The 14,402-nt window shown below is 46.1% G+C and carries 13 protein-coding genes; 10 read left to right on the forward strand and 3 right to left on the reverse strand.

The genetic code is table 11. From position 1 onward, the window contains the following. Window positions 1-100 precede the first annotated feature (100 nt). From hinT to VRK_RS05820, 7 genes are all read left to right on the forward strand, one after another. The gene (gene hinT / locus VRK_RS05790) at window positions 101-451 is read left to right on the forward strand and encodes a purine nucleoside phosphoramidase (protein WP_059120496.1); all 351 of its coding nucleotides are present in this window, start codon (window positions 101-103) and stop codon (window positions 449-451) included. A gap of 63 nt (window positions 452-514) precedes the next feature. Continuing rightward, window positions 515-1,918, forward strand: coding sequence for a COG3014 family protein (locus VRK_RS05795; protein WP_059120497.1), 1,404 nt, complete (start codon window positions 515-517; stop codon window positions 1,916-1,918). Continuing rightward, window positions 1,918-2,307, forward strand: coding sequence for a YcfL family putative periplasmic lipoprotein (locus tag VRK_RS05800; protein WP_059120498.1), 390 nt, complete (start codon window positions 1,918-1,920; stop codon window positions 2,305-2,307). Before VRK_RS05795 ends, VRK_RS05800 begins: the two co-directional genes overlap by 1 nt. A gap of 18 nt (window positions 2,308-2,325) precedes the next feature. Next, window positions 2,326-2,916 carry a penicillin-binding protein activator LpoB gene (gene lpoB, locus VRK_RS05805; protein ID WP_059120499.1) on the forward strand — a complete coding sequence of 197 codons (591 nt, stop codon included), beginning with the start codon at window positions 2,326-2,328 and terminating at the stop codon, window positions 2,914-2,916. Between the two features lie 23 nt (window positions 2,917-2,939). Then, window positions 2,940-3,806, forward strand: coding sequence for a phosphotransferase (locus VRK_RS05810; protein ID WP_059120500.1), 867 nt, complete (start codon window positions 2,940-2,942; stop codon window positions 3,804-3,806). A gap of 137 nt (window positions 3,807-3,943) precedes the next feature. Continuing rightward, window positions 3,944-4,483 carry an alpha/beta hydrolase YcfP gene (gene ycfP / locus VRK_RS05815; RefSeq protein ID WP_059120501.1) on the forward strand — a complete coding sequence of 180 codons (540 nt, stop codon included), beginning with the start codon at window positions 3,944-3,946 and terminating at the stop codon, window positions 4,481-4,483. 333 nt (window positions 4,484-4,816) lie between these two features. Continuing rightward, complete coding sequence (locus VRK_RS05820) at window positions 4,817-6,106, forward strand: NAD(P)/FAD-dependent oxidoreductase (protein WP_059120502.1); 1,290 nt, start codon at window positions 4,817-4,819, stop codon at window positions 6,104-6,106. 86 nt (window positions 6,107-6,192) lie between these two features. Here VRK_RS05820 and VRK_RS05825 read toward each other — a convergent pair whose 3' ends face one another. From VRK_RS05825 to VRK_RS05835, 3 genes are read right to left on the reverse strand one after another with little or no spacing between them, the layout of a single operon-like run. After that, window positions 6,193-6,975, reverse strand: coding sequence for a peptidoglycan binding protein CsiV (locus tag VRK_RS05825; RefSeq protein ID WP_059120503.1), 783 nt, complete (start codon window positions 6,973-6,975; stop codon window positions 6,193-6,195). A gap of 54 nt (window positions 6,976-7,029) precedes the next feature. Continuing rightward, complete coding sequence (gene mfd, locus VRK_RS05830; RefSeq protein ID WP_059120504.1) at window positions 7,030-10,494, reverse strand: transcription-repair coupling factor; 3,465 nt, start codon at window positions 10,492-10,494, stop codon at window positions 7,030-7,032. 7 nt (window positions 10,495-10,501) lie between these two features. Next, the gene (locus VRK_RS05835) at window positions 10,502-11,068 is read right to left on the reverse strand and encodes a hypothetical protein (protein WP_059120505.1); all 567 of its coding nucleotides are present in this window, start codon (window positions 11,066-11,068) and stop codon (window positions 10,502-10,504) included. 164 nt (window positions 11,069-11,232) lie between these two features. Between VRK_RS05835 and lolC the strand changes: the two genes are divergently transcribed. Genes lolC through lolE form a run of 3 tightly spaced genes read left to right on the forward strand, consistent with a single transcriptional unit; the run spans window position 11,233 to window position 14,368 of the window. Next, window positions 11,233-12,441 carry a lipoprotein-releasing ABC transporter permease subunit LolC gene (lolC, locus tag VRK_RS05840; protein ID WP_059120506.1) on the forward strand — a complete coding sequence of 403 codons (1,209 nt, stop codon included), beginning with the start codon at window positions 11,233-11,235 and terminating at the stop codon, window positions 12,439-12,441. After that, window positions 12,434-13,108 carry a lipoprotein-releasing ABC transporter ATP-binding protein LolD gene (gene lolD, locus VRK_RS05845; protein WP_059120507.1) on the forward strand — a complete coding sequence of 225 codons (675 nt, stop codon included), beginning with the start codon at window positions 12,434-12,436 and terminating at the stop codon, window positions 13,106-13,108. The genes lolC and lolD overlap by 8 nt, the downstream gene beginning before the upstream one ends. Window positions 13,109-13,120: 12 nt before the next feature. Beyond that, entirely contained in the window at window positions 13,121-14,368 is a 1,248-nt protein-coding gene (gene lolE / locus VRK_RS05850; RefSeq protein ID WP_059120508.1) for a lipoprotein-releasing ABC transporter permease subunit LolE, read from the forward strand. Window positions 14,369-14,402: the final 34 nt, after the last annotated feature.

The following is a 14,402-nucleotide window of genomic DNA, read 5'->3' on the forward strand; positions in this document are numbered from 1 at the left end:
GAAACTTAACGGGTTGTAATGAATCCAAACTATGGTTACTTTTTCATTGCACTAGTTTTATGAGTCTGAGTTTATAGATAAGCAGATAGAGAGGCGTTATATGGCCGAAGAAACAATTTTTAGTAAAATTATTCGTAAAGAAATCCCGGCAGAAATTCTTTATCAGGATGAATTAGTTACTGCATTCCGAGATATTAATCCACGAGCGCCAAGTCATATTCTGATTGTGCCAAATCAACTAATTCCGACAGTGAATGATGTTGAAGATACGGATGAAGCAGCTTTAGGTCGTCTTTTTACCGTGGCGAAAAAGTTGGCTGAGCAAGAAGGTATTGCTCAAGATGGCTACCGACTCATTATGAACTGCAATGCGCATGGTGGGCAGGAGGTTTATCACATTCATATGCATCTTCTGGGAGGCAAACCGCTGGGGCCGCTCTTGATGAACTAACGGGTGTCTGATGAGTTAATCTCGATGATATGAATAATAGATACAAGCGGACACAGGAACGTTGTGAGAATACGGATACGACATATTGCAGTGATATGTATGGCACTAGGGAGCAGTGCTTGCGCCAATTTTTCGGCTGGCAACTTATTTAGCCACTACTCCGAACAAAATCGGCAGATGTATCGAGCTGTTAAGCAAGGTGACTATCAGAAGGCGAGTCAGGAACTCCCTGAGCATCTCGGGGGACAGGTTTTAGATAATCTGGAAAAAGGCAGAATCTATTTTCTTAATAAAGATGTGCCTAAAAGCCAGTCATTTTTGAATCTGAGTGATCAGGCAGTCAGACGGCAGCAGGATGAAGCCATTATTTCTATCAGTCGCGAGGCAGCCAATGCGGGTAGTCTGTTTGCAAATGATAATTTGACAACATACATCCCGGCAGATTATGAACTCGGTTTTTTACATTTATATCTCGCACTCTCGTATGTTTATGAGAATCAGCTCGAAGATGCGTTAGTCGAACTGAGACGGGCGAATCAGGTTCAGGAAAAAGCAAGAAACCAGAGGCAGGATGAATTAATAAAAGAGCGGGATCGTCTCAAGCAAGAGGGGATTCAGCCTAATCTTGGTGGGTTGATGGCTCGTTATCCCAGTACGGGGAGTATTCTTCAGTCGATTCAGAATGGTTATCTGTTTTATCTGTCTGGGCTGTTATATGAAGCCAATGGTAACTTGAATGATGCCTATGTCGATTATCGGCGAGCGCTCGCGGTCGCGCCTGATAATACCAGTGTGGCTCAGAGTACCCTCCGATGTGCACAAAAGCTGGGTATGAATCAGGATGTCGTCTCACTGCGAAAAAAATATGGCCATTTGCAGCAGCTGAGTCAAAATCAGGGACGGGTGATTGTCATTCAGGAACAAGGGGTTGTTGATCAATTGAAAGGTTGGCAGCCGTCTTTGCCGATCTATGATAGCCTTGGCAGAATGAATCTGTATTCTCTGGCGTTACCTTATTATTCAGGTTATCAGCCATCAGATGCTCTCCCGGTGACGCTTGATGGTGTTATGGTTGAAGGCCAACGGTTAGTTGATACCAATCTGATGGCAAGGAAACAGCTGAATGAAAGGATTACATCGATTGTTTTTCGACAGATATTACGTTTAACATTAAAGAATACGCTGCGCAAGGAAACCACGAAAGATGATAATAACGGTGCTGAAGTCGCAAATCTGGTGCTTAATGTATGGAACACTTTGACAGAGCAGCCGGATACAAGAAGCTGGATTACGTTGCCCAGTGCAGTCTTCAGTGCGACAAAGGTTGTATCAGCCGGTGAGCAAACACTCTCCGTGGGTCAGCAGTCGTATACATTCAATGTCCCTGCTCAGGGAACTACATTTGTATGGCTTTCCCGTCAAGGGGAAAACGCCGTTATTTGGCACAAACAGTTGGGAAGGTTATGATGAATAAATGGCTCTTCAGTTTTGTGATACTCGCCTTAGTCGGGTGTTCCAATACACACACTGCCGGCTTGACCGTTGAGAGTGAATATCAACGGATCTTGTATGGTGACAAAGTATTAGCTTCTGAAGTCGAAGTGAAAGATATTTCGACGGCAGAAGTGAACGATCATACACGAGGTGTGGTCAGAGTAAAAAATAAGACCGCCTCAGATCAGCATATTCAATACCGCTTTTATTGGTATGATCAACAGGGACTGGAAGTGAATAGTCAGCCGGGCCCATGGCGACAAGCCATTATTAGAGGGATGGATGAAATTTCGTTATCTGAAGTGGCTGTCGCTCCGAAAGCTGTGAATTTCAGAGTACAGATTAGAGAATTGAATCAGTAAGTGACAAGGTGAGTCTTTATGAAAAAAAGTATAATCCTCGTGTTGGGATTGGCTGCTCTCATGAGTGGTTGTGCAAATAAAGTTTCCTATGGCGATGCGCAAGCCGTAGAAACGAAAACAGTTGATTTTGGTTCGACAGATTTACAAAAAATCGCAGCGGATATGGTAGATAGTATGATGATGTCTGGTTCTGTGGCAGCCATCACCCGGAACTCACGCCCAATTGTGTTTGTGGATAGTATTAAAAATAAAACCAGTGAACATATCGATACCGAATCGATTACGGACACAATTAGTACCAAGATGCTGAATTCAGGGAAGTTTCGTTTCGTTGATATGACGCGGATTGAAGCGGTCAGAAAGCAATTAGATTTCCAGAATAACGATGCGTTAGTCGATAAAAGTAGCTCAATTCAGTTTGGTAAAATGGTTGGCGCACAATATATGTTATACGGAAATTTATCGAGTATCGTCAAAGATACCGGCAGCGATAAAGATGTGTACTATAAAATGACCATGCGTCTGATGGATTTGCGTTCGGGGCTCATTGAATGGGCTGATGAAACTGAAATTCGGAAAGAGCAGGAAAAGAGCTTTTTGGGATTTTAATCCACTGAGTTGAGGCGTCAGCGATGGCACGTATGTCATGGTCCGAAGCATGTCAATTAGATCCGTCTCTGGCGTCTCTGACTCATTTTTTCCGAGAAACACCGACGGTTGCACAAACACTCACAGGGGGTTTGACAAACCGTTGTTGGAAGATTGACATGCCAGAGTCTCCTTCTACTGTATGGCGTCCTTCGACGGACGTCACTCAGGCGTTTTCAATCTCCCGTCATCAGGAATTCCACATCCTGTCAGCGTTGAAAGAGCAAGCCGCGCAAATTTCGCCTGAACCGCTTTATATCAATGAGCAAGGGTTACTGGTTCAGTGGATTGAAGGGGATAGAGTTGCTGTAAATGACATTGAAGTCATGACCCGTCTGCTGAGCCAGATTCATCAATTTCCGATTACCAAGCTGCCTATTGTTCCTTTTGTTTATACGGCACGCATTGACCATTACTGGTTTCAATTACAGTCGATGTCTGCTGAGCTGAGTGCGATTGAGCCGCTTTATAAAACTTGGCGAACACTCCCCAATATTTCTGAAGTCCCACACTCTCTTTGCCACTTCGATCTGGGCTGCCACAATCTGATTAAAACGGCCCAAGGGATCAAAGTGATTGATTGGGAGTACGCGTCTTTGGCCGATCCAAGAATGGATTTAGCGATGACGATCGATATGTCCGATACTAATTTGCTCACGGCAGTCGGTCAATATTGTCAACATCGAAATATTACCGAGCTTGATTTCTGGATTGAAGGGGTGAAAGCTTGGATACCCAGAGTTAGAATGCTTGCTATGTTATGGTATCTGATTGCTTTTCAGATGTGGGAAAACAAAGAGATGCAAGCTGCGGCCGAACGGATAAAAGCACAGTTCGACAACGGATTTTAGTGACGACGAGAGCAATTGAATACACGGTGAGTCAGCAAGGGAGCGAGAAGGTTGATTGACAATTTTCATGTTGCACTCACGGTATCACCGGTGCATTTCATGCTAGGTTCATTCTGTATGTTGGAAAGGGTATTGTTATGATTATTTATTTACATGGATTTGATTCAACCAGCCCGGGGAATCATGAAAAGATACTGCAATTACAATTCATTGATGATGATGTACGTTTTATCAGCTATAGCACGCTTCATCCCAGACACGATATGCAACATCTCCTGAAAGAAGTACACAAAGCGATTGAATTGAGTGATGACCCACATCCGATGATCTGCGGTGTCGGACTGGGTGGCTACTGGTCTGAACGGATTGGTTTTTTATGCGGCATTAAACAGGTGTTATTCAATCCGAATCTACACCCTGAAGACAATATGCAGGGGAAAATTGATCGTCCGGAAGAGTATGACGATATTGCAACGAAGTGTGTCTCTCAATTTCGACTGAAGAATAAAGAGCGTTGCTTGGTTGTGCTGTCAACACATGATGAAGCATTAGATAGCCGGAAAACTGCTGAAGAGCTGGAAAATTACTACGATATTGTCTGGGACGAGACACAAAGTCATAAATTCAAGAAGATATCTCAACATCTTCAGACAATTCGTCAGTTTAAAAATAGATAATATTATATTTTTCATAAGGTTAAATTAATTTTTGCAATCTAGAGAAAGGCCATTGCGAAGGGTTGGTTTTTCTTGCAATCTTGGCTTGCATGACTTGATTTGCTCCTTATAATGTTTCTTATTAAATTAAAATTTGATAAAAATCAAAATAAAATGAGAGCAGGGATCAACCTGACGACAGTTTATGTGAAGTAGAAGTAAAGTGATGCTTTATCGATATCAGCGTGTCTCGCAGAAAAGTGACTTTCAACTTTCTTTACCCGTCCTATTTTTCTAGTTCGGAGTGGTGATTCCGGGCTATACCATGTTTATTCATTTTGAGGATAATTTGTTGTGACTCGTATTGTTGTTGTTGGTGGTGGTGCAGGCGGTTTAGAGCTTGTCACTAAATTAGGCCACACATTAGGAAGAAAAGGGCGAGCCCAAATCACGTTAGTGGACAGAAATGCCAGTCATTTATGGAAGCCGTTATTGCATGAAGTCGCAACGGGTTCTATGGATGAAGGCGTTGACGCGTTGAGTTATCGGGCTCATGCGAGAAACCATAGCTTTGATTTCCAGATGGGAAATTTGGAAGAGCTTGATCGCGACAGGAAAGTTATTACGTTGGCCGAGCTGAAAGATGAGCATGGTGAGCTGCTGATCCCACGCCGTGAAGTCGAATACGATATTCTGGTACTGGCGATTGGGTCCACATCGAATGACTTTAATACTGCGGGCGTGAAAGAGCACTGTATCTTTTTGGATAGCCCTGAGCAGGCCAATCTATTCCGCACTGAGATGAACAACGAGTTCCTGAAACTTCATGCCAAGAATGGGCATGGTACTGTTGATATTGCGATTGTCGGTGCTGGTGCGACAGGTGTCGAGCTGTCTGCAGAGTTACACAATGCAGTAAAAGAGCTGCGTAATTACGGTTTCGGTGATTTGGATTCAAACAAATTGAATGTTCACTTAATTGAAGCCGGTGAGCGAATTCTGCCTGCTTTGCCACCGAGAATTTCTTCTGCAGCCCATCATGAACTCACGAAGTTGGGTGTGAATGTCCGTACATCAACGATGGTTACAAAAGTTGAAGAAGATGGCCTGACGACCAAAGACGGTGAAAAAATTCCCGCGAAAATTATGGTCTGGGCCGCTGGTATTAAAGCCCCTGATTTTATGAAAGATATCGCTGGCCTTGAGACCAACCGGATTAATCAACTGGTGGTGACGAACACCTTACAGACCACCCGGGATGAAGACATTTTTGTCATTGGTGATCTGGCTCAATGTACACAGCCTGACGGTTCATTTGTCCCGCCACGTGCACAAGCTGCCCACCAAATGGCAAGTCGGACATTTAAAAATATTGTCGCTAAACTGAATGATCGGGAGATGAAGCCTTATGTCTATAAAGATCATGGTTCTCTGGTGTCATTAAGTCGATTTTCAACGGTCGGAAGCCTGATGGGAAATCTCACGAAAGGTTCAATGATGGTTGAAGGGAAGATTGCCCGTGTGGTGTATATTTCTCTGTATCGAATGCATCAGATGGCGCTACACGGGATGTTTAAGACCGCGTTGATGCTATTGGTTGGTCGGATTAACCGCGTGCTCCGGCCGAATCTGAAACTTCATTAAATCAGATAATTCGTTTATTATGAAAATGCCCGCCTGAGCGGGCATTTTTTATGGTCGTGCAAATCACTTACTGATGGTTGGTTTCGTTACGATGCATCCGGAACTTTTCTGACCTGTAAGATAATGCCCATCAGGGGATGATCAAAATAGAGGGTCTCACCACTGCGCATTCTGCGTTTTTGATCCAGTCGATATGACTTCAGAAAACGCTCTTCCGTCACCGTCGGAGAGATCGCTTGAAGATGACCAAACTGAACATTATCGTCGCCGTCGGTGGTATTTTGTGAAAAATCGGCAGGTGTTTCTTCCACTTCAATATCCCGGACACTTGGTTCCTTGAGATCCAAAAGCGCGTCCACGTAGAGGTAATGTTGTACGTAAACCTGTAGCTTTCCATCGAGTTCATAAAGGGGTTTCGGCACCGCTTTTTCAACTGTATCTTCTATCGGAGATTGCTGTGTGGCCGTTGATGGGTTGATTTCACGACCATCCGGATGAAATTGAGATGAATAATCTTTGCCGGCTAAGAGATGGAAAGCCGGAGCATTTGACTTGCCTTCATCATTCTGACGCCAAGCGGTATGTAACAGCACTTGAAAGCCGGCATGATTTCTCAAGCTCTCTTCCTGTTTGTCCAGCTTGTATTCCGAGGCCGGTAGCCGGGTGACACCTTTCTGGTTTAAATAGGCCTGAGAACTCAGGCTTCCGGTATTTTGGTAATCGATCGGCGGGAGTACATTGGGCCATGTCTCATTGGTTTGTTCTGCATTCACGACGCGCTTAAAAATGATCACTTCAATGTCAAATTGACGTTGTGCCCAAGAAGGCATAGCAATTAATAACATTAGCAGTGGGATCAGCTTATTCATTATGACTCCATTATGACCTAGCAGGCGATTTTTCATCATGATTACTCCCTGATATCAGGAAGCCGGTAGTATATTTTGCTGAAATTCATTCAGCATATCTCGGATAAACCCAAGGCGCTGGTTTCGTTCTTCCAGCGGCAGGGTAAACTTAAACTTCGTTGGGCCATCCATGCCGTATTGTTTCGGCTGAGATTGCAAGAGCTGCACTAAATATGCCGGATTAATACTAGCATTAAGATCAAATTCAATGTAACCGCCTTTACTGTGCGCTTCAATTTTCTTAATCTTCAGTGCTGCGGCTTCCAATTTCAGCTTACTGATTTCTAACAGGTTGAGGGCGGCATCCGGCAGTTTGCCAAAGCGGTCAATCAATTCGACTCTCAATTCATTCAGTTCATCAGGATTCGAAACACTGGCGATCTGTTTATACATCGACAGGCGGGTATTGATATCCGGAATGTAATCATCGGGGAGCAGGGCCGGTAACCGGAGTTCCACTTCCGTCTGTGCCTTCAATAAATCATCCAAAGATGGTTCTTTGCCGGATTTTAACGCATCGACAGCCTGCTCAAGCATTTCCATATACAAGGTAAAGCCGACAGACTGGATCTGCCCACTTTGCTCTTCACCAAGTAGTTCACCCGCGCCCCGAATTTCAAGGTCATGAGTTGCGAGTGTAAACCCGGCACCGAGATCTTCCAGCGAAGCCAATGCCTCTAAACGTTTGATGGCATCTTTGGTCATAGCTTTCGGATGTGGGGTTAGCAGATAAGCGTAGGCTTGGTGATGTGAGCGCCCGACTCGTCCCCGTAACTGATGCAACTGCGCAAGACCCAAAGTATCAGCGCGGTGAATGATGATCGTATTGGCGGTCGGGATATCGATACCCGTTTCAATGATGGTGGTACAAACCAGTAGATTAAAACGCTGATGATAAAAATCGTTCATGATACGTTCCAGTTCACGTTCACGCATCTGACCGTGTGCCACTGTAATCCGTGCTTCGGGAATCAGCTTTTCAAGATCGGCCGCAACTTTATCAATTGTTTCAACCTGATTATGCAGATAGTACACCTGCCCGCCACGCATGACTTCCCGGAGCACTGCTTCCCGGACAATCGTCTGATCACTTTGCCGGACAAATGTTTTCACTGCTAACCGCCGTGCGGGCGGGGTGGCAATGATGGATAAATCCCGCATTCCGCTCATCGCCATATTCAGCGTTCTGGGGATCGGTGTTGCCGTCAGCGTGAGGATATCAACGTCTGCCCGCATCGCTTTGACTTTCTCTTTCTGACGCACCCCAAAGCGGTGTTCTTCATCGACAATCAGCAGCCCGAGATCTTTAAATTTCAACTCACTGGAGAGTAGCTTATGAGTACCGACCAGAATATCAATTTTACCGTCCGCGACGTCCTGAAGAATCTGTTTCTGTTCTTTGGCGGTTTTAAAGCGGGATAAAACTTCAACGCGAATCGGATGATTGGCAAAGCGGTCTCTGAAGTTTTCAAAATGCTGCTGAGCAAGCAGGGTTGTCGGCACCAAAACTGCGACCTGTTTGCTGTTATCGGTACAGACAAAGGCTGCACGCATGGCAACTTCAGTCTTACCGAAACCGACATCACCGCAGACTAAGCGATCCATGGCCTTGTTTTGGCACATATCTGAGAGAACCGCGTTGATAGCCATTGACTGGTCATCGGTTTCTTCAAACGGGAAGCTGGCCTTAAACGTCGCGTACTGTTCACGATCCAGCGCGAAAACATGGCCGGGTTTGAGTTCTCGTTTGGCGTAGACATCCAGCAGTTCGGCCGCAACATCCCGGGCTTTCTCCGCAGCTTTGCGTCGTGCTTTAGTCCAACTTTCCCCGCCCAGTTTATGAATCGGAGCATTTTCATCGGCTCCCCCGGAATAGCGGCTAATCAGATTAAGTGCGGAAACCGGGACATAAAGTTTGGCTTCTCCCTGATATTCCAGAGTGACATATTCTGTGGTGATGCCACCGACTTCCAGTGTCTGTAATCCGATATAGCGTCCGATACCATGATCAATATGCACTACAGGCTGGCCGGGTTTCAGTTCGGCAAGATTGCGGATGACTGCATCACTGTTGGTGACCCGTTTATCTTTTTTACGCCGTTGAACAACCCGATCACCAAGCAAATCGCTTTCGCAAATCAAGGCAATCTGCTGTTCATGCAGAATAAACCCATGCTCAGCGGTTCCGATAATCAGCCCATATTTTTCGTCGCTCAGGCAAGCATCCTGAAAAGAGGGCAGTGTTGTGGGGCGTAGTTTGATCCGTTGGAGCAGTTCAAGCAGCGCCTCTCGCCGTCCTTCTGATTCGACGGAGAATACAATTTGTCCCGTATGGGATTCAACAAACTGACGCAGTGCAGAGAGTGGCTCTTTATGCTGATGCTGGACCTGAATGTCCGGTAGGGGTGAAACCTGAAGGTTCAATCGGCCAGATTTTTCGGTGACCGGCTCACTCCGAAGCTGAAATTGCGCGAAAGGCTTGAGCATGGCAAAAAGTTCATCTTTTTGCAGCCACAGTTCGGCAGGCTCAAGCAATGGCCGTAATGGATCGACGCATCTCTGTTCATAACGCTCACCGACATCATTCAGGAAACGATCGATTGATGGTTCAATGTCCCCGACGACAATCAGTTGAGTTTCTGGCGGCAAATAATCGAAGAGGGTTTCGGTGTGATCGAAAAACAAAGGTTGCCAGTATTCAATCCCTGCCGGCCATAGCCCCTTTGAGACCTGCATGTAGACGGATTCAGGCTCTCTGGAAGCATCAAACCGTTGACGCCAACGGTTCCGAAACGCTTCGATCGCAGTCGCCGTCGTTGGAAATTCGTGCGCCGGTAGGAGCCGAACTTCTTGAATTTCTTCTATCGAGCGCTGATTTTCCGGATCAAAGGTGCGGATGGTATCAATCTCATCATCGAAAAAGTCGAAACGATAGGGAAGGTCACTGCCCATCGGAAACAGATCGAGAATTGCGCCCCGGCTGGCATATTCACCCGGACCAAAAACTTGATCGACATGGCGGTAGCCTGCGTTTTCAAGCTGTTCTCTGAGTTTGACTAAAGAAAATTGGTCTCTCTGTTTGACGATCAGTGTATGTTGCAGCAAAAAATCGCGTGGTGACTGTTTTTGCAGTAATGTCGTCACCGGGATAATCGTAATCCCACTCGTTTGTTTGGGCAGATGATAGAGCCGCGAGATCCGATCGGAGATAATATCCTGATGCGGAGAAAAACTGTCATAAGGCAACGTTTCCCAGTCGGGGAATAACATGATGTCTGCTGAGAAAAACTGTTCGATTTCCTGCTGTAATTTCAAAGCCATCTGCGGGTCAGCAGTGACGAGCAGCGTATGGCGTTGATATCGATGGGACAGCTCTGCTGCCACAAATGCGAGACTGGCACCGGTCAGGTTGCCGATCTGTTTTTTATCTCCCGGACCTTGAGATGCCGGAAGCGATAGAATGGGATTCAAGCTGGTCATGAGTTTGCTATTTATTTCTTTCAAGAGAGCGACGACGTAATACTTTCTGCTGTTGATAGAGTGCGGCTTTAATGAGTAAGTCCTGATCGGATTCTCTCAGAAGGTCGTATTTCACAGTCATGAGATAGTGTTCATCTTCAGCCTGACAGGTTCCAACGTGTGCATAGCAGTATATTGCGGCAGGTGGGTGGTCCAGAAACAATTTGACGCGTAGTAACGTACCGACTTCGATCGGATCATGACTGACATAGGTAAATTGACTGGCACCAAATGATTCGGTCTGATGACGTTGCTGAGGGTCATCTTGCTGAGACAACATAAAATTCAACAGTAGGTTTAATTTAGTATTTTGACTATCCAGTAATTGAATGAGATTTTTAAAGTCATTGTTTTTCAGCTCCTGCCGGGCGACATCACCGAGCTGGTCAAGATGACTGAACTCACAGGCAACAATAAATGGTACAGGGATTTCACTTTCAAATACCTCTTCAGAAGGGAATGATGCCCCCGTCTCCAAAGGCTCAATATTGATTGTGAGTGCATGTTGCACTGTAAAAAACTCTTGTTCGACCATGGTTCATTCCTCATCTTTGCATGTTGATTATCGCTATACGAATGAACTAATCAAGGTATAGAGCTGTCATTTGTATGAATTAACAATGAATTGGCAAATTAATGCTACAACCTGAGCCAGTTTATCGTTAAAGTACCGTGCAATAGTCTTTATTGGTTTATAGTATGTTTCGTCCTGTTTCGGTATTTATAGGGTTCAGATATTTACGAGGACAGTCAGGTGATCGGTTCAGCCGTTTTGTTTCCCGGATTTCGACCATCGGTATCACTATCGGAGTGTTAGCGCTGGTCACGGTTTTATCGGTCATGAATGGCTTTGAGTCTCAACTGAAGAACCGGATTCTAGGGGTCTTACCCCATGCAGTGGTTTATCAGGGACATGAACGAACCCAATGGCAAGCAACTCCGCCGTCTTTTCTTAAACAGTTTCCCGTGCAGGCTTCCCCTAAACCGATTGTTCGTAGTGAAGCCGTCGTACAGAGTGCGAGCGAGCTATCGGCAGGCATCATGTTAGGTATTGAGCCTCGGGACAACGATCCACTTGCTCAATATCTGATCATCGGGACCATGCAAGATTTACATGCCGGAGATTATACACTTTTCCTCGGTCATCAGTTAGCAAGACAACTCAATGTTTCTCAAGGTGATAAAGTTCGTCTGATGGTGACCCAAGCCAGTCAGTTTACGCCACTGGGCCGAATCCCCAGTCAACGCAACTTTACGGTCGCCGGTATCTTTAACACCGGTTCTGATATCGACGCTCAACTGATGATTACCCATATCCATGATGCACAGCGGCTATTGCGTCTGCCGGAGAAAACGATTTCCGGTTGGCGACTGTCGTTTACCGACCCTTTTATGGTATCTGAGCTGGCGAAGAAACTATTACCCCAAGGGTGGCACTGGAGTGACTGGCGCGATCAGCGTGGTGAATTATTTCAGGCTGTGCGGATGGAAAAAAATATGATGGGGCTGATGTTGGGACTGATTGTTGCCATTGCCGCCTTTAATATTATTTCTGCATTGATCATGGTTGTGATGGAAAAGCAGTCAGAAGTGGCGATTTTGAAAACGCAGGGCATGACGAATTTGCAAGTTTTATTTGTTTTTATTGTCCAAGGGGCAAGCAGTGGAATTGCCGGTGCGCTAAGTGGTGGCATCCTTGGTGTCCTGATTGCCAGTCATCTGAATTCGATTTTACAAATACTTGGGGTTGACCTGATTGCAATGGGGGGAGCGTTGCCAGTCATGATTCGACCCGGCCAGATTATCGTGGTGGAGTTGCTCACTATTGCCTTGAGTCTTTTGGCAACCTTGTATCCGTCATTCCGTGCATCGTCCGTTCATCCAGCAGAGGCTTTACGCTATGAATAATCTCCTTGAATGTCGTCAGCTCACAAAAACGTATCGGGAAGGCGAGCTTGCGACACATGTCTTACGAGGTGTTAGCTTTTCGATGCAACCTGGAGAGTTTGCCTCGATTGTTGGGTCATCCGGATCGGGCAAAAGCACCCTACTACACATCTTAGGTGCACTCGATCAACCCACCAGTGGTGATGTGACGTTTTTAGGGCATGACATGTTGCAGCTCCGATCTGCGCAGCAGGCTAAAATCCGTAATCAACACATTGGTTTTGTGTATCAGTTTCATCACTTACTGGCGGATTTTACGGCCTTAGAAAATGTGGCGATGCCTTTGTTGATTGGCGGTGAGTCAGTCGCAAATGCGACCCACAGTGCGAAACAATGGCTTACTCGCGTCGGGCTTGACCACCGGCTCTCCCATCGCCCGAGCGAACTTTCGGGGGGAGAGCGGCAACGGGTTGCGATTGCTCGGGCGTTGGTCAACAAACCGTCTTTGGTATTAGCCGATGAACCGACCGGTAATCTGGATCATCAGACGGCTCTGGCTGTTTATGAGCTGATGAGAGAGTTGAATGAGGATTCCCAAACTGCATTTTTAGTGGTCACGCATGATCAGCAACTTGCGGGAAAAATGAATCGTATTCTGACGATGCAAGACGGCTTACTGACGTCGTAAGGAGAGCACAAAGTGATTTCATCATTATCTCTGATGATTGGTCGTCGTTTCAGCCGTTCCAAAAAAAGAAACAAATTGGTTTCCTTCATTTCAATCTCTTCCACTCTGGGGATTGCTTTCGGGGTCGCTGTGATCGTGATTGGCTTATCAGCGATGAACGGGTTTGAAAGAGAGCTGGATAACCGAGTGCTATCGGTGATTCCTCATGGTGAATTTGAAGGTGTTGACGGGCCGATCCAAGCATGGCCGGCGATGATGAAGAAAATTACCTCTTTTCCTCAGATTGTTGCGGCTGCACCTTATGTCAGGTTTACCGCTTTGGCAGAGAAAGGTCAGCAATTGAAAGCGATTGAGGTTCGTGGTATTGATCCGGAGATGGAGCGTCATGTGTCCGAGCTGTCCCGGTATATCTCCGGACAGACATTTACCAAGGACTCTGCCGCGAAACATCAAGTGATTCTCGGACAGGGCGTCGCACAACGTTTGGGGGTTGACATCGGTGATGCTTTAACGTTGATGGTGCCGAATATGTCCGGCGGCGCGAAGTCACTGAAAGCCCCACAGCGGATACGGGTTACACTGGTTGGCGTATTGGCGCTGCATGGGCAGATCGATCACAATCTGGCGTTGATTCCGCTGGAAGATGCCCAACGATATACCGGTATCGGATCGGCGGTTACCGGGGTGTCAGTCAAAGTACATGATGTTTTCCGCGCCGAGCAAATTGTTCGTCAGGTCGGTAATCAGCTCAATCAGTATGTTTATCTGCGGAGCTGGCAGCGGCAATACGGCTATCTTTACCGCGATATTCAGCTGGTTCGTACGATTTTGTATCTGGTGATGGTTCTCGTAATTGGGGTGGCAAGTTTTAATATTGTTTCAACCTTAATGATGGCGGTGAAAGATCGCGCTGCAGAAATTGCGATTTTGCGAACGATGGGCGCTTCGGACCGTTTGATCCGGCAGATATTCATGTGGCAAGGGATTTTTTCCGGTGTATTGGGGAGTCTGTGTGGCAGCATTATTGGGGTGTTGGTTGCAATGAATCTGACAGGTTTGATTCAACAACTCGAGTCGTTAATCGGGCACCACTTTTTATCCGGTGATATCTATTTTGTGGATTTTCTGCCATCTCAAGTGGAAGTCCGGGATGTGGTGTTGGTGTCCGGGACGGCAATATTATTGAGTTTGGCTGCGACATTCTATCCCGCGCTGAAGGCGAGCCGTCTCAATCCCGCAACCGTTCTTTCTGCCCGCTAGATAACTTTCGATAGATTCTTTTCAATAGATAAAA

Source organism: Vibrio sp. MEBiC08052 (assembly GCF_001506075.1).
In the GTDB taxonomy this organism is placed as follows: domain Bacteria; phylum Pseudomonadota; class Gammaproteobacteria; order Enterobacterales; family Vibrionaceae; genus Vibrio.

Excerpts from the sequence above, each read along its gene's own strand:
- lpoB (WP_059120499.1), top strand. The coding sequence starts at position 2,326 with ATGAAAAAAAGTATAATCCTCGTGTTGGGATTGGCTGCTCTCATGAGT.
- VRK_RS05800 (WP_059120498.1), top strand. The coding sequence starts at position 1,918 with ATGAATAAATGGCTCTTCAGTTTTGTGATACTCGCCTTAGTCGGGTGT.
- ycfP (WP_059120501.1), top strand. The coding sequence starts at position 3,944 with ATGATTATTTATTTACATGGATTTGATTCAACCAGCCCGGGGAATCAT.
- mfd (WP_059120504.1), bottom strand. The coding sequence starts at position 10,494 with ATGACCAGCTTGAATCCCATTCTATCGCTTCCGGCATCTCAAGGTCCG.
- lolD (WP_059120507.1), top strand. The coding sequence starts at position 12,434 with ATGAATAATCTCCTTGAATGTCGTCAGCTCACAAAAACGTATCGGGAA.
- VRK_RS05825 (WP_059120503.1), bottom strand. The coding sequence starts at position 6,975 with ATGAATAAGCTGATCCCACTGCTAATGTTATTAATTGCTATGCCTTCT.
- hinT (WP_059120496.1), top strand. The coding sequence starts at position 101 with ATGGCCGAAGAAACAATTTTTAGTAAAATTATTCGTAAAGAAATCCCG.
- VRK_RS05810 (WP_059120500.1), top strand. The coding sequence starts at position 2,940 with ATGGCACGTATGTCATGGTCCGAAGCATGTCAATTAGATCCGTCTCTG.
- lolC (WP_059120506.1), top strand. The coding sequence starts at position 11,233 with ATGTTTCGTCCTGTTTCGGTATTTATAGGGTTCAGATATTTACGAGGA.
- VRK_RS05835 (WP_059120505.1), bottom strand. The coding sequence starts at position 11,068 with ATGGTCGAACAAGAGTTTTTTACAGTGCAACATGCACTCACAATCAAT.